The sequence below is a fragment of the Streptomyces sp. NPDC001781 genome, from assembly GCF_053596035.1.
In genome coordinates this window covers 92,685-112,379 of sequence record NZ_JBSFFI010000016.1, presented here as the reverse complement: position 1 = coordinate 112,379, position 19,695 = coordinate 92,685, and the positions used below count along the sequence as shown (strand labels likewise).

Annotated in this window: 14 protein-coding genes; 10 read left to right on the top strand and 4 right to left on the bottom strand. The window is 73.0% G+C overall.

The annotated features are described in order from the left end of the window. Positions 1-45: 45 nt before the first annotated feature. Positions 46-561, bottom strand: a complete 516-nt coding sequence (locus tag ACWCV3_RS17170) for a YwqJ-related putative deaminase (protein ID WP_451224089.1) — start codon at positions 559-561, stop codon at positions 46-48. 333 nt (positions 562-894) lie between these two features. Between ACWCV3_RS17170 and ACWCV3_RS17165 the strand changes: the two genes are divergently transcribed. The 6 genes from ACWCV3_RS17165 to mfd all read left to right on the top strand — a co-directional run bounded on the left by ACWCV3_RS17165 (position 895) and on the right by mfd (position 12,851). Next, positions 895-1,896 carry an SMI1/KNR4 family protein gene (locus tag ACWCV3_RS17165; RefSeq protein ID WP_451224087.1) on the top strand — a complete coding sequence of 334 codons (1,002 nt, stop codon included), beginning with the start codon at positions 895-897 and terminating at the stop codon, positions 1,894-1,896. A gap of 10 nt (positions 1,897-1,906) precedes the next feature. Beyond that, entirely contained in the window at positions 1,907-4,279 is a 2,373-nt protein-coding gene (locus tag ACWCV3_RS17160) for an SUKH-4 family immunity protein (RefSeq protein ID WP_451224084.1), read from the top strand. Positions 4,280-4,462: 183 nt separating this feature from the next. Further along, a complete protein-coding gene (locus tag ACWCV3_RS17155) occupies positions 4,463-5,326 on the top strand; it encodes a cellulose-binding protein (protein ID WP_451224082.1) in 864 nt (287 codons plus the stop codon). A 404-nt stretch (positions 5,327-5,730) separates the two neighbouring features. Continuing rightward, entirely contained in the window at positions 5,731-6,519 is a 789-nt protein-coding gene (locus tag ACWCV3_RS17150) for an ABC transporter ATP-binding protein (RefSeq protein ID WP_451224079.1), read from the top strand. Continuing rightward, positions 6,516-9,095 (top strand): ABC transporter permease, encoded by a 2,580-nt coding sequence (locus tag ACWCV3_RS17145; RefSeq protein ID WP_451224076.1) that lies wholly within the window; start codon positions 6,516-6,518, stop codon positions 9,093-9,095. Before ACWCV3_RS17150 ends, ACWCV3_RS17145 begins: the two co-directional genes overlap by 4 nt. A gap of 222 nt (positions 9,096-9,317) precedes the next feature. Then, entirely contained in the window at positions 9,318-12,851 is a 3,534-nt protein-coding gene (mfd, locus tag ACWCV3_RS17140) for a transcription-repair coupling factor (RefSeq protein ID WP_451224073.1), read from the top strand. 66 nt (positions 12,852-12,917) lie between these two features. Here mfd and ACWCV3_RS17135 read toward each other — a convergent pair whose 3' ends face one another. Then, the gene (locus ACWCV3_RS17135; RefSeq protein WP_451224070.1) at positions 12,918-13,511 is read right to left on the bottom strand and encodes a TetR/AcrR family transcriptional regulator; all 594 of its coding nucleotides are present in this window, start codon (positions 13,509-13,511) and stop codon (positions 12,918-12,920) included. Positions 13,512-13,625: 114 nt separating this feature from the next. Here ACWCV3_RS17135 and ACWCV3_RS17130 point away from each other — a divergent pair, with 114 nt between their 5' ends. Next, positions 13,626-14,510, top strand: coding sequence for an SCO6745 family protein (locus tag ACWCV3_RS17130; RefSeq protein ID WP_451224067.1), 885 nt, complete (start codon positions 13,626-13,628; stop codon positions 14,508-14,510). Between the two features lie 153 nt (positions 14,511-14,663). Further along, positions 14,664-15,380 carry an HNH endonuclease family protein gene (locus ACWCV3_RS17125; RefSeq protein WP_451224064.1) on the top strand — a complete coding sequence of 239 codons (717 nt, stop codon included), beginning with the start codon at positions 14,664-14,666 and terminating at the stop codon, positions 15,378-15,380. Positions 15,381-15,414: 34 nt separating this feature from the next. Here ACWCV3_RS17125 and ACWCV3_RS17120 read toward each other — a convergent pair whose 3' ends face one another. Both ACWCV3_RS17120 and ACWCV3_RS17115 read right to left on the bottom strand, forming a co-directional pair. Beyond that, positions 15,415-16,131 carry a hypothetical protein gene (locus ACWCV3_RS17120; RefSeq protein ID WP_451224062.1) on the bottom strand — a complete coding sequence of 239 codons (717 nt, stop codon included), beginning with the start codon at positions 16,129-16,131 and terminating at the stop codon, positions 15,415-15,417. A 132-nt stretch (positions 16,132-16,263) separates the two neighbouring features. After that, on the bottom strand, positions 16,264-16,692 hold the full coding sequence (locus tag ACWCV3_RS17115; RefSeq protein WP_451224174.1) for a hypothetical protein: 429 nt from the start codon (positions 16,690-16,692) through the stop codon (positions 16,264-16,266). A 199-nt stretch (positions 16,693-16,891) separates the two neighbouring features. On the opposite strand from ACWCV3_RS17115, the gene ACWCV3_RS17110 reads away from it, so the two are divergent. Both ACWCV3_RS17110 and ACWCV3_RS17105 read left to right on the top strand, forming a co-directional pair. Then, positions 16,892-18,994, top strand: a complete 2,103-nt coding sequence (locus ACWCV3_RS17110; protein WP_451224059.1) for an N-6 DNA methylase — start codon at positions 16,892-16,894, stop codon at positions 18,992-18,994. Positions 18,995-19,090: 96 nt separating this feature from the next. Further along, positions 19,091-19,681, top strand: coding sequence for a hypothetical protein (locus ACWCV3_RS17105; RefSeq protein ID WP_451224056.1), 591 nt, complete (start codon positions 19,091-19,093; stop codon positions 19,679-19,681). Positions 19,682-19,695 lie beyond the last annotated feature (14 nt).

Genomic DNA, 19,695 nt, shown 5'->3' with positions numbered 1-19,695 from the left:
GTCGTCGTGCTGGTGAGCTTGGCTTCGGGGCCCGGCGGGGCGGGGTCAGCCGCCGGTGGTGGCCGGGTCGACGACGCGGACGCCGAAGTGGGCGCTGAGGGCGGCGCAGGCGCGGCAGGGGGTGGCGAAGCTGCCGTGCAGCGGGTCGCCGTCCTCGCGTATGCGGCGGGCGGTGAGCTTGGCGTGCTTCAGGGACCTGCGGGCTTCGCCGTTGGTCATGGGGCGGCGGGCGGAGCGCCTGCTGCGGGCGGCGTCGACGGCGGTGAGGTGCCGGGAGATGAGGATGGTCTCGGCGCACCGGCCGGTGAAGCGGTCGCGCTGGCCGCTGGTGAGGGTGTCGAGGAAGTCCTGCACGAGGTGGTGCAGGGGGGTGGGCTGGTCGCCGCGGGCGGCGGTGCCGGTGAGGGTGGTGCCGCGTACGGAGAGGGCGGCGGCCACGGCGGGCAGGATGCCGTCGCGGCGGTGCAGCAGGACGGGGGCGGGAGGTTCGGTGCTGTCGCTCCAGCCGATGCGGGGGTCGCCGGCCCGCACGTCGGTACCTCCGGTCGGCATCGTGTTCATGATCGTCTTCCCTCCCCCTGGGCCCTCGCCCGGAGGACACAGAGTGCCAAATGCCGTGGCGGCTGCGGAAGCTGGGGCGGTGCGACACGCCAGGGCAGGGTTGCGCCGTCACGTGCGGTGACGATTGGTCACACACCTGACGCTCTCTCGCGGGAGCGTTCGAGGGGGCGGGGCGGAGGGCCGGGGTCCGGTGGGCCGGTGACCGCCACACGTGTACCGCATAGGCTGTCGGCACCGCGCCGGGCGCGGACAAGGGCGTCGGTGACGTTGAAGACAGTCGGATACGGGTCGGGGCGTCCCGGCTCGTACAGAGTGCCGCAGGGGGCAACCGCCATGACGACAGGTCGGCTCGGGCAGGAAGCCGCGCCGCCGAACGCGGCCTATGCCGGGCAGGTCGTGCACTTCCCGGACCCGGTGCGGGCGGCCCGCCATCCGCGCGGGGTGCGGATCGACGAGCACGGTCATCCCGACTTCGCGCCGTACGCGCGCGCGGCGGCCGAGATCGCGGAGCCTCCGGAGGGGTTCGGCGTCGACGAGCTGCGGCTCACGGACTACGTGTCGGCGAACGCGGTGCTCGCGGCGTCCGGGCACGAGCTGTGGGACACGGTGCCGGAGGTGGCGACGCCGCACGGCTGGACGTGGCACCACGTGGCGAACTCCCGGCGGCTGGAGCTGATCCCGGTCGAGGTGAAGGCGCTGCTGCGGCACCACGGCGGGGTGGCGACGGCGGTGGTGGACCACGCCAAGCGCGGCACCCGCCCGCTGAACGAGACGCGCCCGGCGCACTTCGCGCTCCCCAAGTCCGGGATCGCGGTGACGGAGTCGCAGGTCCAGGGCATCGAGGAGGACCTCGGCTACCGGCTGCCGGGCGCCTACCGCTCGTTCCTGAAGGCGGCCGGCGGCTGTGCCCCGGTGGGTGCCGCGCTCGACGCGGAGCTGGGCCTGCTGCTGGACCAGCCGTTCTTCACCGTCCGCGACGAGGCCGCGGTCAACGACCTCGTGTACGTGAACAAGTGCCTGCGCGACCACCTGACCAAGGACTACCTGGGCGTCGTGTTCGTCCAGGGCGGTCTGGTCGCGGTGAAGGTGAAGGGCGAGCGGGCCGGTTCGGTGTGGTTCTGCGCCTACGACGACGTGCGGGACACCGACCCGTCGTGGTCGGCGGCGGAGCGCGTGGAGCGGCTGCTGCTGCCCTGCGGAGACGACTTCGACGCGTTCCTGTCCCGGCTGGCCGGTGATCCGCCGGAGCTGGACGCGGTGGCGAGTCTGATGGTGGACGGCGGTTTCGCGCACGCCGTCCCGGTGTCCGCGGCGTCGGCGCCGGCGGGGGAGTGAGGTCCGGGTCATGGTGACGTTTGCGCGCGCGCAGGAGCGCGGCGAGGAGTGGATCAACGGGGACGTCCCGGCGTACCAGCACCGTGAGGTGCGGGTGCGGGAGTTCGACCTCGGGTTCGTGGTGTGGGGCGAGGACCGGGCCGACGGCCCGCGTTCCGACGCGGGCGGGCAGCGGCTGGTCATCGCGCGCGACAGCGGAGAGGCCACGCTGTGGCCCGCGCTGCCGGTCGGCGAGGTCATCCGCCGGTACGAGGAGCTGTACGGCCGCCCCGACGACGTCGAGGACGCGGCACCGGTGCCGCCCGCCGCCCGGGTGGACCTCAACCAGACCTCGTTCCTGCTGAGTCCGCCGGAGTGGCTGCAGGAGGCCGCGGACAAGCTGGGCATCCCGGACCGGCGTCAGGGTGCGGACACGGAAGCCGGCCAGGGTGCGTCCCCGGTGCCGGCTCAGGGTTCTTCCCCGGGGCTCGCCCGGACGCAGGCCGGCATGCCCGCCGCCCCGGACAGCGGGGCCGCCTGGCCCGCCGCCAAGGGCGAGGCGGAGGAGGAACGCCGCGACGGGGACACCCCGTGGTCCGGTACGGACACCAACGCCGACGGCGAGGACCGCTCGGTGCCGCTGCCCGCGACGGTGTTCGCACCGCCGGTGCACGACCGCACCCCCCCTCCGCCCGCGGCCGCGCCGGACGCCAAGACGGCGCTGATGTCGGGCGGCAGCCAACTCCCGCCCACGGCCGTCGCACCCGCGGTGGACGACACCAGGAAGCCCGCCCCGGGCCCCGGTGCGCCCCCGGCCCGGCCGCTGCCGCCGCACGCCGGGGACATCGCCGACGCCGCGACCAGCAAGGCCGCCCCGCCGCCCCGCAGGCCGCGCGGTGGTTCTGGTGCCCTCCCGCACCCGCCGGGCGCCCCCGGCACTCCGGGCGCGGGCGCCCAGCCGGGCGGGGCCGCCGAGGGGTACGTACCGACGCAGTTGGTGTCCTCGCTCGACGACCTCCCCGGCCCCCAGGCGGCACCGCAGCCGCCGGGCGCCCCGGCTCCGCCCCGGCCCGCCCGCGCGCCCGGTGCCGTGCACCACGCGGAGACCGTGCTGTCCCCGCCCTCGCCCGGCGGGCCCGGTGTTCCCCCGCCGCCGTCCGCCCCCGGTACGCCCTCCGCGCCCGGTACCCAGCCGAAGGCCGGGATGCCGCCGGTACCCGGTATGCCGCCCGGCCCGCCGCCCGCGCCGCAGCCGCTTCCGCACGCGGGCCGGCCGCCGCAGGGCGTGCCGGCGCCGCCGCCCGGTGCCATGCCGCCGCCGGGAGCGATGCCGCCCCCGGCCGGTGCCGTGCCTCCCCCCGGCGCGATGCCTCCGCCCGCCGCGCCGGTGCCGGGGCAGCCGGGCGCGTACGGGTATCCGCCGCAGGGACAGCCCATGGTGGGCCCCGGCTACCAGGCGGTGCTGCGCTACCGCGCCCACGACGGCTCGGAACAGCAGCTCATCCGGCGCTCCGCACCCGGCACCCCGCACCCGGAATGGCAGATCTTCCACGAGCTGCGCGCGATGAACGTGCCGCCGGACCAGGTGCTGGAGCTGCATACCGAGCTGGAGTCCTGCGAACTGCCGGGCGCCTACTGCGCGCGGATGATCCGGGAGCAGTGGCCGCAGGCGCGGATCGCGTCCATCGCGCCCTACGGCACGGACCACGCGAGCCGGCAGGAGGGCATGCAGGAGCTGCTGGCTCACCAGGGTGAGCTGCACCAGGTCGCGGACGGTCCCGCGCGGCCCGGGCCGGTGCGGGCGCCGCTGCCTCAGGTGCAGCCCGTGCAGCCGATCCCGCCCGAGGGCGTGGCGCAGGAGCTCGCGGCGGTGTTCGGTCCGGGCGTGTACCGGTTCGAGCAGCAGGCGGTGGCCCGGCAGGGCGTGCCGCCGGTCGTCGCGCACACCTTGGTGGTGGCCGGACTCCCGCTGGACATGGGCCCGTTCTTCTGGGCGCAGGCACAGCCGGGCCGTCCGGTACCGACGCTGGCGGAACTGGCGGCCGAGCGCGGGGTGGCCCCGGCCTCGGACGCGGGTTCCTACCTGGTGATGGGCACCGACTTCGGCAAGGCGATCTGCGTGCAGTACGGCACCGCGAACATCGTGGCCGTGCCCGTGGAGAGCGGGCCGGGCGGGGCGCCGGTGCCGCCGCAGTTCGTCAACTCCGGGCTGCCGGAGTTCGCCCGCTGCCTGGCGCTGCTGGGCCGCATGTGGCGGCTGCGGTACGGACTGAACCAGGAGCAGGCGGCCCGCTGGACCGTCGACTTCCAGGCCCAGCTGGCAGCCCTGGACCCGGCCGCGCTGGCGTCGCCGGAGAGCTGGTGGTCGGTGCTGCTGGAGCAGATGTGGGACGGCCTGCTCTAGTGGACGCCGCCTGACGGACAAGGGGCCCTTCACCGGTTCGGGTGAAGGGCTTCTTGGCGTTTCCCGTTCGTATCCGCCCAAGCGATGTCCGCGGAGTGTCACGTTATGAGCAGGTGTGATGCGACTGGCAAGATATGCGGGAAATCGTCCTGTCGGGCAGGTCCGGCGGAGAGGGGTCCGAAGGTGAGCGGCACAGCGAGGACACCGCGCGGCTACCGCCCCGACCAGGTCGACGCGTTCCTGGCGGCGCTCTCCTGCGACCGGGACGCCGCCTGGGAGCGCGTGGCCCGGCTGACCGTCCTGGCCGCACGGATGGAGACCGACACCGCGCGGCTCCGGGAGACGGCCGCGGGACTCGCCCCGCAGGAGTACGGCACCCTCGGCGAACGCGCCCGGTACGCCTTCGGGCTGCTGCGCGAGGAGGCCCGCGCGGTGCGCGAGGCGGCGCACGAGGGGGCCCGGCACGAGGTGGCGCGGGCCGAGCAGGACGCGGCCGCCGCCGTACGGGCCGTGCGGGAGGCCGCGCGGGCGCGCTGCGCGCAGGCGGAGGACGAGGCCGCAGGGCTGCTGCTCGAAGCGCGTGCCGAGGCCGACCGGGTGCGGGTGGGCGCCCGGCGCGAGGTGCGGGAACTGCGCGGGCAGGCCCTCGCGCTCCTGCGCGAGGCGCGCGCCCGCGCCGCCGCGCTGCCCGCCGTGCTGGAGGCCGAACAGGCGGAGCGCCGGGCGGCGGCCGAACACGCTCGCGCAAAGCGGGAGTCGGCCGCCGAGGCCCGCCTCGCCCGGCGGACCGCCCGCGCGGAGGCCGGACTCGCGGCCGCCGGACGGGCGCTGGAGGAGGCGGCCGTCCGGACGCGGCACCGCCAGGACGAGGCACGCGCGCGTGCCGCCGAGATCGTCGCCGGGGCCCGCCTCCGCGCGGAGTGCATCGCCCGCGAGACCGAGTGCGTCCTGCGCGAACACAGCGACACCTGGGACGACGTGCAGGACCAGACGAGCCGGGTGCGCGACCGGCTGACCGAGCTGACGGGGCGTGCCGCCGCGCAGTGACGTGGGTGGTGCCTAGGGGCCGGCAGGGAGGCCTGACGCGGCGTCAAGGGTGGAGGCCGGCCGGGGCCGGGGGTGGACACGACCCTGAGAAGGACTCCACCCGTCGGTGGAGCACCCCTAGGGGTACCTCCGTAGAAGGGCTCGGGGAGGGTTCGTCCCCGCGGAGGACGAGGGCGGGCGCACCCCGTCCTTAGTCTTTTCTTACGGCGCCAGGGGGGGGCGGCCGGCCGACGCCGGGGGTAGGGATTTCCCCCCGGGAAACGGGGGCTCGCACCAGCGTGCGGAACCCCCCGCCACGGCCAGACTTCAGGCGTAGCGCACGGACGTACCGGCCCGCACCACTCCACTCACGCATCGCACCGCGATCCGGGGTGCCCGCGATCGACCCGCATAGGAGACATACCGTGACATCGGCTGTGACCATTCCCAGGCACGGGGGCACTGGAGGGCCTACGGCCGTCGCCGCACGAGCGCGGCAGGTCGTGAAGGCCTACGGGGCCGGGGAGACCCGCGTCCTCGCCCTCGACCACGTCGACGTGGACATCGCCCGCGGCCAGTTCACCGCGATCATGGGCCCCTCCGGGTCCGGCAAGTCCACCCTGATGCACTGCCTCGCCGGTCTGGACACCGTGACCAGCGGTCAGATCCACCTGGACGAGACCGAGATCACCGGCCTCAAGGACAAGAAGCTCACCCGGCTGCGCCGCGACCGGATCGGCTTCATCTTCCAGGCGTTCAACCTGCTGCCGACGCTCAACGCGCTGGAGAACATCACGCTGCCCATGGACATCGCCGGCCGCAAGCCCGACAGGGCGTGGCTGGACCGGGTCGTTGAGACCGTCGGGCTGGCGGACCGGCTCAGGCACCGGCCCACCCAGCTCTCCGGCGGCCAGCAGCAGCGCGTCGCCGTGGCCCGCGCGCTCGCCGCACGGCCGGAGATCATCTTCGGCGACGAGCCGACCGGAAACCTCGACTCCCGCGCCGGCGCCGAGGTCCTCGGCTTCCTGCGCCGCTCGGTCGACGAGCTGGGCCAGACCATCGTCATGGTCACCCACGACCCCGTCGCCGCCTCCTACGCGGACCGCGTGCTCTACCTGGCCGACGGCCGGATCGTGGACGAGATGCTGAGGCCCACCGCCGAGCAGGTCCTGGACCGGATGAAGGACTTCGACGCGCGGGGGCGCACCTCATGACTGTCCTGAAGACCTCGCTGCGCAACTTCCTCGCGCACAAGGGCCGGATGGCGCTCTCCGCGATCGCGGTCCTGCTCTCGGTGGCGTTCGTCTGCGGCACCCTGGTGTTCACCGACACCATGAACACCACCTTCGACAAGCTCTTCCAGGTGACGTCCGCCGACGTCACGGTGAGCGCCAGGGGTGCCTCCGACACCGGGGAGACCACCTCCGACACGGGCAAGCCGCCGGTCCTTCCCGCCGCCGTGCTCGGCACGATCGAGCGGGCGCCGGGCGTGAAGTCGGCCGAGGGCACCGTGTTCTCCACCTCGGTCACCGTGGTCGACGGCGACAAGGACAAGCTGTCACCCACCAGCGGCGCCCCGACCATCGTCGGCAACTGGAACGCCAACGACGCCCGCACCATGAAGATCACCACCGGTGCGGCGCCCAAGGGGCCGGACCAGATCATGGTCGACGCCGACACCGCGAAGAAGCACCACCTGAAGCTCGGCGACGGCATCGGGGTCATCACCGCCGTCGGAACCCACCGGGCGCGCGTGTCCGGCATCGCCACCTTCACCGTCACCAACCCCGGCGCGGCCATCTTCTACCTGGACACCAAGACCGCCCAGCAGACCCTCGTGGGGCGCACCGGTGTCTTCACCAACGTCAACGTCACCGCCGCCCGGGGCGTCACCGACGCCCGCCTCGAGCGCGACGTGAGCGCCGCCCTGGGCACCGGCTACAAGGTGCAGACCGCCAAGGAGGTCGCCGACGCCAACCAGCAGGACGTCAAGAGCTCCCTCGACGTCATGCGGTACGCGATGCTCGGCTTCGCCGGGATCGCCTTCCTGGTCGGCATCTTCCTGATCATCAACACCTTCTCGATGCTGGTCGCCCAGCGCACCCGCGAGATCGGCCTGATGCGGGCCATCGGCTCCTCCCGCCGCCAGGTCAACCGGTCGGTGCTGATCGAGGCCCTGCTCCTCGGCGTCGTCGGCTCCGTGCTCGGCGTGGGCGCCGGGGTGGGCATCGCCGTCGGCCTGATGAAGCTCATGGGCCAGATCGGCATGCACCTGTCCACGGACGACCTGACGGTCGCCTGGACCACCCCGGTCGCCGGTGTGGTGCTCGGCGTCGTCGTCACCGTCCTCGCCGCCTACCTGCCGGCCCGCCGCGCGGGCAGGATCTCCCCGATGGCCGCCCTGCGCGACGCCGGCGCCCCGGCCGACGCCCGGGCCGGCGCGATCCGCGCGGTCATCGGCCTGGTCCTCACCGGCGCCGGCGCCGCCGGTCTGGCCATGGCCGCCGGCAGCGACCACGCCACGACCGGCTCCGCCTGGCTGAGCCTCGGCATCGTGCTCTCCCTGATCGGCTTCGTGGTGATCGGCCCGCTGCTCGCCTCCGGCGTGGTGCGTGTCCTCGGCGCGATCGTCCTCAGGGTGTTCGGCCCCGTCGGCCGCATGGCCGAGCGCAACGCGCTGCGCAACCCGCGCCGCACCGGCGCGACCGGTGCCGCACTGATGATCGGCCTCGCCCTGGTCGCCTGTCTGTCCGTGGTCGGCTCGTCCATGGTGGCCTCCGCCACCGACCAGCTCGACAAGACGGTCGGCGCCGACTTCATCGTCCAGAGCGACAACGGCTCCGTCATCACCCCGCAGGCCGTCGACGCACTCAGGAGCACCCCGGGGCTGGAGCGGGTCACCGAGTACAAGATCCTCCCGGTGACCATGACCACGCCGGACGGCGAGGTGTCCAGGAACGAGACCCTCAACGCCGCCGACCCCGGCTATGCCGAGGACCTGCGCACCGAGACCGTGCGGGGCGACCTCGCCGACGCCTACGGCGCCGACTCCATGTCCGTCTTCGCCGGCTTCGCCAAGGACCACGGCATCAAGCTCGGCTCCCGGGTCGAGGTCGCCTTCAAGCACGGCCGCACCGCGAGGCTGACGGTCCGCGCGATCACCAGCGACGAGGTCGTCGTCGACAAGGGCGCCATGTACGTCTCCATCGCCACCGCGAAGAAGTACGTACCGGCCGACAGGATGCCGCTCGACCTGCTCGTCTTCGCCACCGCCGAGCAGGGGCAGCAGGACGCCGCGTACAAGGCGCTCAAGGCGTCGCTGCACGACTACCCGCAGTACACCGTCCGCGACCAGACCGACTACAAGCAGGCCCTCAAGGACCAGGTCGGGCAGTTCCTCAACCTGATCTACGGCCTCCTGGCCCTGGCCATCATCGTCGCCGTCCTCGGCGTGGTGAACACCCTCGCCCTGTCGGTGGTGGAACGCACCCGCGAGATCGGCCTCATGCGGGCCATCGGCCTCTCCCGCCGCCAGCTGCGCCGCATGATCCGCCTGGAGTCGGTGGTGATCGCCCTCTTCGGCGCGCTGCTGGGCCTGGGGCTGGGCATGGGCTGGGGCGCCACCGCCCAGAAGCTGCTGGCCCTCCAGGGGCTGAAGGTGCTGGACATCCCCTGGTCGACGATCATCACGGTCTTCGTCGCCTCCGCCTTCGTGGGGCTCTTCGCGGCGCTGATCCCGGCGTTCCGGGCGGGGCGGATGAACGTGCTGAGCGCCGTCGCCACGGAATAGAGGGGACCGACGGGGATACGGTGCCGGGAGCCCGGGGGCTCCCGGCACCGGCGTGTCCGGGGCGGAGCCCCTGCCACGGAAGCCGCGGCACGGCCCCGGGAAGCAGACGTTGTCCACAGCCCCCGCCAAGCCGGACCGCGGCGTCGTACGCTGGAAGACCCCCGGCCCGTACGACGAGTCGGGCGGTTCGCGTTCCCACCCCCAGGACGGAAAAGCCCTCCCATGAGCCTGCACGGTCTGCTCGACGCCGTCGTCAAGGACCCCGCCCTCGCGGAAGCGATCACCGCGGCCACGGACGGCAACCGCCCCCACATCGACCTCGTGGGCCCCCCGGCGGCCCGCCCCCTGGCGATCGCCGCCCTCGCCCGCGACACCGCCCGCCCGGTACTCGCGGTGACCGCGACCGGCCGCGAGGCGGAAGACCTGGCAGCGGCACTCCGCTCCCTGCTGCCCCCCGAGGCCGTCGTCGAGTACCCCTCCTGGGAGACGCTCCCGCACGAACGCCTCAGCCCCCGCAGCGACACCGTCGGCCGCCGCCTGGCCGTACTGCGCCGCCTGACCCACCCCCGCCCCGACGACCCCGAGACCGGCCCGGTCTCCGTCGTGGTCGCCCCCGTGCGCTCCGTACTCCAGCCCCAGGTCAAGGGCCTGGGCGACCTGGAGCCCGTATCCCTGCGCACCGGCCGGAGCGCCGACCTGAACGAGGTCGTGGAAGCCCTCGCCGCCGCGGCGTACGCGCGCGTGGAGCTGGTCGAGAAGCGCGGCGAGTTCGCCGTACGCGGCGGCATCCTGGACGTGTTCCCGCCCACCGAGGAACACCCCCTGCGCATCGAGTTCTGGGGCGACGACGTAGAGGAGATCCGCTACTTCAAGGTCGCCGACCAGCGCTCCCTGGAGGTCGCCGACCACGGCCTGTGGGCCCCGCCCTGCCGCGAACTGCTCCTCACCGACGACGTACGCGACCGCGCGCGTGCCCTCGCCGAGGAGCACCCCGAGCTGGGTGAACTGCTCGGCAGGATCGCCGAGGGCATCGCCGTGGAGGGCATGGAGTCCCTCGCCCCCGTCCTCGTCGACGACATGGAACTGCTCCTCGACGTGCTCCCGGAGAACGCGATGGCCGTCGTCTGCGACCCGGAGCGGGTCCGTACCCGCGCCTCCGACCTCGTCGCCACCTCGCAGGAGTTCCTCCAGGCGTCCTGGGCGGCCAGCGCGGGCGGCGGCGAGGCCCCCATCGACGTCGGCGCGGCCTCCCTGTGGTCCATCGCGGACGTGCGGGACCGCGCGCGCGAGCTGGACATGATGTGGTGGTCCGTCTCGCCGTTCGCAGCCGACGAGGAGCTGGGCGGCGACACCCTCAAGCTGGGCATGCGCGCCGCCGAGACCTACCGCGGCGACACCGCCCGCGCCCTCGCCGACACCAAGGGCTGGCTCGCCGACGGCTGGCGCACGGTGTTCCTCACCGAGGGCCACGGCCCGGCCTCCCGCACCGTCGAGGTGCTCGGCGGCGAGGGCATCGCGGCCCGGCTGGACGCCGATCTCGACGAGCTGAGCCCGTCCCTGGTCCACGTCTCCTGCGGCTCGATCGACCACGGCTTCGTGGACCCGGCGCTCAGGCTGGCCGTCCTCACCGAGACCGACCTGACCGGGCAGAAGGCCGCCGGCCGCGAGGGCGCCCGCATGCCCGCCCGCCGCCGTAAGGCCATCGACCCGCTCACCCTCGAATCGGGCGACTACATCGTCCACGAGCAGCACGGCGTCGGCCGCTACATCGAGATGGTGCAGCGCACCGTCCAGGGCGCCACCCGCGAGTACCTGGTCGTGGAGTACGCCCCCGCCAAGCGCGGCCAGCCCGGCGACCGGCTGTACATCCCCACCGACCAGCTGGAGCAGATCACCAAGTACGTCGGCGGCGAGGCCCCCACCCTGCACCGCCTGGGCGGCGCCGACTGGACGAAGACCAAGGCGCGCGCCAAGAAGGCCGTCAAGGAGATCGCCGCCGACCTGATCCGGCTGTACAGCGCCCGCATGGCCGCCCCCGGCCACGCCTTCGGCGGTGACACCCCCTGGCAGAGGGAGCTGGAGGACGCCTTCCCGTACGCGGAGACCCCGGACCAGCTCACCACCATCGCCGAGGTCAAGGAGGACATGGAGAAGTCCGTCCCCATGGACCGGCTGATCTGCGGCGACGTCGGCTACGGCAAGACGGAGATCGCCGTCCGCGCCGCCTTCAAGGCGGTCCAGGACGGCAAGCAGGTCGCCGTCCTGGTGCCGACCACGCTGCTGGTGCAGCAGCACTTCGGCACGTTCTCCGAGCGGTACTCGCAGTTCCCGGTCAAGGTGCGCGCCCTGTCCCGCTTCCAGACCGAGACCGAGGCCAAGGCCGTCCTGGAGGGGCTCAAGGACGGCTCGGTGGACATCGTCATCGGCACCCACCGCCTGTTCTCCTCCGAGACCAAGTTCAAGGACCTCGGCCTCGTCATCGTCGACGAGGAACAGCGCTTCGGCGTCGAGCACAAGGAGCAGCTCAAGAAGCTGCGCGCCAACGTGGACGTCCTCACCATGTCCGCCACGCCCATCCCGCGCACCCTGGAGATGGCGGTCACCGGCATCCGCGAGATGTCCACCATCACCACCCCGCCCGAGGAGCGCCACCCGGTCCTCACCTTCGTCGGCCCCTACGAGGAGCGGCAGATCGGCGCCGCCATCCGCCGCGAACTCCTCCGCGAAGGCCAGGTCTTCTACATCCACAACCGGGTCGAGTCCATCGACCGCGCGGCCGCCAAGCTCCGCGAGATCGTCCCCGAGGCGCGTATCGCCACGGCCCACGGCCAGATGTCGGAACAGGCCCTGGAGCAGGTCGTGGTGGACTTCTGGGAGAAGAAGTTCGACGTCCTGGTCTCCACCACGATCGTGGAGTCCGGCATCGACATCTCCAACGCCAACACGCTGATCGTGGAGCGCGGCGACAACTTCGGCCTCTCCCAGCTGCACCAGCTGCGCGGCCGCGTCGGCCGAGGCCGCGAGCGCGGCTACGCCTACTTCCTGTACCCGCCGGAGAAGCCGCTCACCGAGACCGCGCACGAACGGCTCGCCACCATCGCCCAGCACACCGAGATGGGCGCCGGCATGTACGTGGCCATGAAGGACCTGGAGATCCGGGGCGCGGGCAACCTGCTCGGCGGCGAGCAGTCCGGCCACATCGCGGGTGTCGGCTTCGACCTGTACATGCGCATGGTGGGCGAGGCGGTGGCCGACTACCGGCGCCAGCTGGAGACCGGCGAGATCGAGGAGGAGGCACCCCTCGAGGTCAAGATCGAGCTTCCGGTCGACGCGCACGTCCCGCACGACTACGCGCCGGGCGAGCGGCTGCGCCTCCAGGCGTACCGGTCCATCGCCTCCGCCAACTCGGAGGACGACATCAAGGCCGTCCGCGAGGAACTCACCGACCGCTACGGCAAGCTGCCCGAACCGGTGGAGAACCTGCTGCTCGTCGCCGGTCTGCGCATGCTCGCGCGGGCCTGCGGTGTCGGCGAGATCGTCCTCCAGGGCAACAACATCCGCTTCGCGCCGGTGGAGTTGCGCGAGTCGCAGGAGCTGCGGCTGCAGCGGCTGTACCCCGGCTCGGTCATCAAGCCGACCGCGCACCAGGTACTGGTGCCACGTCCCAAGACGGCCAAGGTCGGCGGCAAGCCGCTGGTCGGCCGTGAACTCCTGGGCTGGGTGGGGGAGTTCCTGGCGTCGATCCTGGGGTCCTGAGCAAGGCCTTCAGCGGGCCGGGGGAGCGCTGGTTCCCTCGGCCCGTTCTGCTGCCCGGGTCCGGCGTCAGTCGGCCGCCGAATGGAACAGCATCGCGGTGAGTGCGCGGAACGTGTCCTCCGGGTCCTCCTCTCCCAGCTGCTCGTCGAGGTTGTGGCCGAGGAGCAGCGTGGCGTAGCCGTGGGCCAGTGACCAGGCGGCCGTCCCGGCGAGCCGGGCGTCGGGGCCCCGGTCGCCGGAATCGACGCCCGCGACGGCCCGGCTCAGGGCGTCACCGGCCAGGGCGCGGGCCGTGCTCAGTTCCAGGTCCCCGGCGCGCAGCAGCTCCGGGCCGAACATGATCTGGAAGTACGCGGGGTGTTCCCGAGCGAAGCGGACGTACCGCACACCGGCCTCGCGCAGGCCGGGGGCCTCCCGCAGGGCGTCCGCGAGCAGGCCGAACCCCTCGGCGGCTATCGCGGTGAGCAGTCCGGTGCGGTCCTTGAAGTGGTGCGCGGGCGCCGCGTGCGAGACCCCGGCGCGGCGGGCGAGATCACGCAGGCTCAGTGCGCCGGGTCCTTCGGCGGCGATGACGTCGAGCGCGGCGGACAGCACGGCCCGCCGCAGATCGCCGTGGTGGTACGTCCGCCGGTCCGCGGACGTGGAGTTCGAGGGGCTCATGGAACCAGAATACGCAGAATCTAGTCATTGACAAGTTCCTTTCGCTCCCGCAATCTAGTCAGTGTCAAGTCGAGGGCGGCCGGCCGACGGCCGTATCCGGGGGAGGGGACCGGCATGTCCGGAAAGACGATGGAAACGGTGGAGACAGCCCGCGTGCGCCAGCTCTGGCACCTGCTGGAGCCGTTCCACGCTCTGCTCTATTACGCACCCGAGGTGGAAGAGGAGGCGGCCGCGCTCGGGTACGGCACGGAGGACCGCTGGCCCGCGTACTTCCCGCTGCGCGCGGCCCCGTTGGGAGAGGTCGGCGCCGAGCGGGTGACCTCCGCCTTCTACAGCTTCAGCCCCCGCCTGGTCGCCCGGCACATGAAGGGGGCGTGGGGCATCGCCGGACCCGGTGAAGTCCTGGCGGCCCGCCTGCGCGGCATCGACCGCGCCCACCGCGCCATACTCGGGGACGCCGTGGAGGGGCCCGGCCTGGCCGAGGCCGCCGCCCTGGCCCGTCGCGCGGCGGAGTCGGCCGGCACCGAGGGCCGCCCCCTCGCGGCGGCCAATGCCGAACTCCCGTGGCCCGAGCCCCCGCACCTCCAGCTGTGGCACGCGGCCACCATCCTGCGGGAGCACCGCGGTGACGGCCACCTGTCCGCCCTGCTCGTCGCCGGACTCGACCCCGTGGAGTCCCTGGTGTCCTTCGCGGCGACAGGCGCCGCGTCCGTGGAACGTTTCGAGAGCCGGGGCTGGAGCCGGCAGGAATGGGTGGCCGCCCGCGAACGCCTCGCGGTGCGCGGCCTCGTGGAGCCGGACGGCACGGCCACGCAGGAGGGCCGCGTCCTGCGCCGCCGCGTCGAGGAGCACACCGACCGGCTGGCCGCCGCCCCTTGGCAGTCCCTCGGCCGGACGGGCGCGGACCGCCTGGGCGACCTGCTCGGCGACCACTGGGTCGCGGTCCTCTCCTCCGGTCTGCTGCCCTCCGAGTCGACCCTGGGGACAGGCAGGATCTGAGCGAGGGAACCGGACCGGAGTACGCCCAAGGCCCCCGATGCCCCTGTACACCCCTTCTGTACCCATCCACCAAGCGCGGTGGGGCCGTTACGGTGGAGGGCGGATCTCTCCGCCCGCGCCCGCGGACGGACCAGGGCGAACGAGGGGGCGCACGTGAAGCGTCTGTGGGGCGGGGCGGTCACCGCCATAGCCGTGATGACCGCCGTGACGGGCTGCAAGGCCGAAGAGGTCGACGGCTCCTCCGGCGCGGAGCCGACGGGGGCCAGGGGTGCGGCCCTCACCGCCGTCGACTCACTGGACGTCAAGGGCCGTGCACCGAAAACCGGTTACTCCCGTGAGCGCTTCGGCAGCGCCTGGGCCGACACCGACTCCAACTCCTGCGACACCCGTGACGACATCCTCAGGCGCGACCTGAAGGAGGTGAGGTTCAGCGGAGGCAAGTGCAAGGTCACCTTCGGCGTGCTGAAGCCCGACCCCTACTCCGGCAAGACGGTCACCTACCGGCGCGGCCGCAGCCTGGTCGACATCGACCATGTGGTCGCCCTGTCGGACGCCTGGCAGAAGGGCGCCAAGTACTGGGACAGCAGCAAGCGCATAGCCCTCGCCAACGACCCCCTGAACCTCATCGCGGTCGACGCGGGCACCAACCGGGGCAAGGGCGACGGCGACACCGCGAGCTGGGTCCCCCCGGAGAAGGGGTACCGCTGCACCTACGTCGCCGCCCAGGTCGCCGTGAAGAAGAAGTACGACCTCTGGGTCACCTCGGCCGAGAAGTCCGCGATGAAGAAGATCCTCACCTCCTGCCCCGGCCAGAAACTCCCCACAGGCGGCAACCCCACCAACGCCCCGTCCCGCTTCCGGGCGCGCTGACCGGCGGCCGCCCGGCGGATCACCCTCCGTCGGTTCAGCCCTCGGCGCCGGCGGCCTTCAGCGAGTCCACGAGACGCCCCGCCAGCCTGGCCGCGTTGGCGGCGCCGTTGTCCTTGCCTGCCGTGGAGGTCACGGTGACCACGGCGTTGCCCACGCGCGCGGCCACCAGGGTCGTGCCGCTCTCCCAGTGACCGCTGGTCATCGTCATGGTGGAGGCGTCATCACCGAGCCCGGAGGTGGTGCTGCCGGACAGCTTCACCTTCGAGTGGTCGTTGAGGTCGGTGAACGTGGCGCAGGCGCCGGCGGCCGCACGTATCCGCCGCATCACCGTGCCGGCCGTCTTGCCCTGGAACACATCGATCTCCTGGACCATCTCCTCGGTCTCGTCCTTGTTGGCGTACTCGCCCTGTGCGAACGACACGCCTCCCTTGAATCCGGAGACGTCCAGCCACGTCGTGTTCTCGAACTTGGTGCAGTCCGGCTTGGCGGTGTCCGGGCTTGCGGGGGACGCGAACTCCTCGCCGCTGTCCGAGAAGCCGTCGGCGACCGCGCTCAGGTTGGAGGGGAACACCGACGCCGGTGCCAGTGCCTTCTTCAGCCGGGTGCCCGTCATCAGGCCGGCGTCCGAATCGTTCGCCTGGGGCTTTTTGGCCGGGGCGGCGGAGTCGGACGAGCTGGGCGAGCAGGCGGCCAGAGCCAGCGGAAGCGCGGCGACGGCGACGAGCTGGGCGAAGCGGGGCGGAATGCGCATGAGAGTTCCTACTGAGGAGTCGTGAGAGGAGATACGGAGAAGTGAGGTGCCGGTCCGGGTGTGAGTGCGCCGGACGGCGCAGAGGTCCCGTGAAGGGGATCTCGCCAAAGGGGAACTGGTGCCCGGCTCGGGTCAGCCGGTCCTCTCCCAGCCCCCGCAGCCGGCCGACCTGAAGTAGGCGTCCGTGGAGCGGATGGTGACGACGGCGGTGCCCGTGGTGTGGCCGTTGGCGATCACCGAGCGCAAGGGATGCTCGGCATCCCTGACGCGTTCCCAGCGGCAGGAGCGGTGGGCGTTGCCGATGGACCGGTAGGTGCCCGGTGCGATGTCCGTACCGACCCGGAAATCAGCGTCACCGGACAGTGCGCCCTTCGCCGCGCCCGACCCGGCGCCCTCCGAGGCACCATCACCGCCCGGCACCTGACGGGACCCGCTTCCGGCGGTGGTGGAAGCCTCCCCGCTCGAGCTCCCGGCGTCGAGATCGCCCGCGTGACCGGCGTTCGCGGAGATGGCGCCGATGACGACGAGTCCGGTGGCTGCGTTGAGCGCGATCCTGCCCATCAGGCCCACGGCGCGTCCCTCCCCCGATGTCTGCGGCCAACCTCCTTCGGCGAGCCGCTCGTTCGCTGAGTCAATGAAAACAGAGCATGTGAACCGAGTCAACAAGCTTTTCAGGAAATAGGGAGTGCACAGTGTGAGTCCGAAGGTCGTGTGTGCGTCGGTATGCTCGTGCACACATGGGACGAGGGGAGCGGGGTCGGTGCAGGACAACGCGACAGAAGTGACCGCAGCCGGGATCGCGCGGCTCGCCGGGGTGGGCCGGGCCGCCGTCAGCAACTGGCGCCGTCGGCACCCCGACTTCCCCAAGCCGGTCGGCGGTACCGACACCAGCCCCTCCTTCGCGCTCGCCGAGGTTGAGGAATGGCTGCGTGAGCAGGGGAAACTCGCCGAGGTGCCGTTGCGGGAGCGGGTCTGGCAGCAGCTCGCCGGCCACCCCGAGGGGCCAGCCGTGGCTCTGGTGCACGTGGGCTGCGTCCTGCTGCTCGTCCAGGAACGGCCGACCGTCTGGCTCGACATCGGCGCCGGCTCGGACGAGCGGCTCGGCGCGAAGCTGCCCGGTGTGCTTGACGGGGTGATCGCGTCGCGGTTCGGCTGCAAGCCTGTGAACGCTTCGGCCCCCGTGACCACCTCAGGCTCTGTGAACACCGCGACGCCGGTTCACACGCCGTCCGGTCCGCAGCTCCTTTCCTCCGCCCCCCTGCTGCGCGGGGCCGTCGAACTCGCCGGGGAGCTTGGAGCGCGGCAGACCTTCGAGTTCCTGCTGGGCCGTTACCTGGACGCGCACTCCCGCCAGTACACGCCCACCCCGGTCGAGCCGGCCGGGCTCATGGCGGAGTTGGCAGGTCCCGCACTGACCGTGCTCGACCCCGCCTGCGGCACCGGCGCCCTGCTGCGGGCCGTCGAAGCCCGCCCCGACCAGACGCTGTACGCCCAGGACAGCGCCCCCGACCTCGTCGCGCTCACCGCGCTGCGACTCTCGCTGCACACCCGCGCGGCCGTGCGCGGCGCGGCGGGGGACACCCTGCGTGCGGAGGCGTACCCGGAACTGCGGGTTGACGCGGTGCTGTGCCACCCGCCGTTCAACGAGCGCAACTGGGGACACGACGAGCTTGCCTACGACGTACGTTGGGAGTACGGCTTCCCGGCGCGCAACGAGTCCGAGCTGGCCTGGGTGCAGCACGCGCTGGCTCGGCTGGCCGACGGCGGCACCGCGGTGCTGCTCATGCCGCCGGCCGCGGCCTCCCGGCGCTCCGGGCGCCGTATCCGGGCCGACCTGCTCCGCCGGGGCGCGCTCAGAGCCGTGATCGCCTTGCCGGTCGGGGCGGCGCCGCCGTACAACCTGCCGCTCCACCTCTGGTTGCTGCGCCGCCCCGACCGGACGCCGGTGGCGCCGGAGGTGCTGCTCGTGGACACGGGGGCGTTCGCCGGGGAGACGCGCGGCGGACCGGACTGGCCGGCGGTGCGGGACGCGGCGCTCGACGCCTGGCGCACCTTCGCCCGGGAGGGGAAGCTCGCTGAGCGGCCCGGCCGCGCGCGGTCCGTGCCGGTCATCGAACTCCTCGACGACGACGTGGACCTCGCCCCCGCCCGCCACCTCCCGCCGCCCGCCGCGGCCGACGGCGTGGAGCAGCTCGCCACCGTCCGGGACGACCTGGCCGCCACCCTCCGCCTCACCGCCGGCCTCACCCCGCCGCCCGCCGTTCCGGCCCCGCCCGCCCGCTGGCCGCTCACCACGGTCGGCGAACTCGCCCGGGGCGGGGCCCTGATGCTGCGCACCGGCGCCACGCCGGGCACCCCGGGGAGCACGGCCGGCGCCCCACGCGCGCGCGTGCCCGTCCTCACCGACCACGACGTGCTCGCCGGATCACCCCCCTCCGGCACGCTCCCGGAGAGCGACGAGGAGGCCGTGCTGACCGAGCCCGGCGACGTCGTCGTACCGGTGCTCGGCGGCGGTTCGGTGGCCCGTGTGGTGGACGAGGCGACGGCGGGCGCCGCGCTCGGCCGCAACCTGGTCCTGCTGCGCACGGACGCCGGCGCGCTCGACGCGTGGTTCCTCGCCGGGTTCCTGCGCGGCACCGCCAACAACCGCCAGGCCAGCAGCTACGCATCCACCGCCACCCGTCTCGACGTGCGCCGCCTGCAACTGCCCCGCCTCCCGCTGGACGAACAGCGCCGCTACGGCGCCCGTTTCCGGGCCCTGGACGAGTTCGAGCAGGCGCTGCGCCGAGCGGGCAGGCTGGGGGAGCAGTTGCTGCGCGGCATGTACGACGGGCTCACGGACGGCACGGTCGAGCCGCACTGAGCGGAACCCCGGGCAACGGTTCGGTACAACGGGTAACACCCTGTCGGCGCGGGCCTATACGCTCGAACCCCGATACCGAACCGTCCAGGAGCAGTCATGCACGGCCAGGGGCAGCCGCCGCCCGCCCGCAGCGCGGGGACCGTCATCACCCTGCGCGTGCTGATGGTCGCCTGCGCCCTGCTGTCGTGCGGCGTCTTCGCCTGCGTGCCGCTGTTCAGGGTCGCGTTCCTGCGGGGGCGCTGGTACGACTGGCTGGCGTCCTGGATCAGTCTGGTGCTGTCCGTCGGCTGTTTCGTGGCAATCGGTGAGCTGCCGGAGGACGACCCGTGGAGTGACGTCGTGGTGATCGCGATCCTGTTCGTCGCCCTGGGCGCGGCCGTCCACTTCCTGGTCGCCGACATCCGGTTCCACAGCAAGGTCGCCTCACCGGCCGGCTACACGTCACCGCACGGCCAGACGCTGCCTGTCGCCTACGGCTACCCGCAGCCCGCCGCGCACTACAGTGACACGCCGGTCCGGATGCCGCCCCCGCCCCGGCCGGAACACCCCACCCCCCACGCCGTCCCGCCCCAGCCTTCCACCCCGCCCCGCCCCGCGCCCGCCCGTATCGACCAGGTGCGCGCCGAACTGGACGAGCTGAGCGCCTACCTGCGCCGGCAGGACGGCAAGTCCGAGGGCGGCCGGTGAGCGTGGCGCAGGGA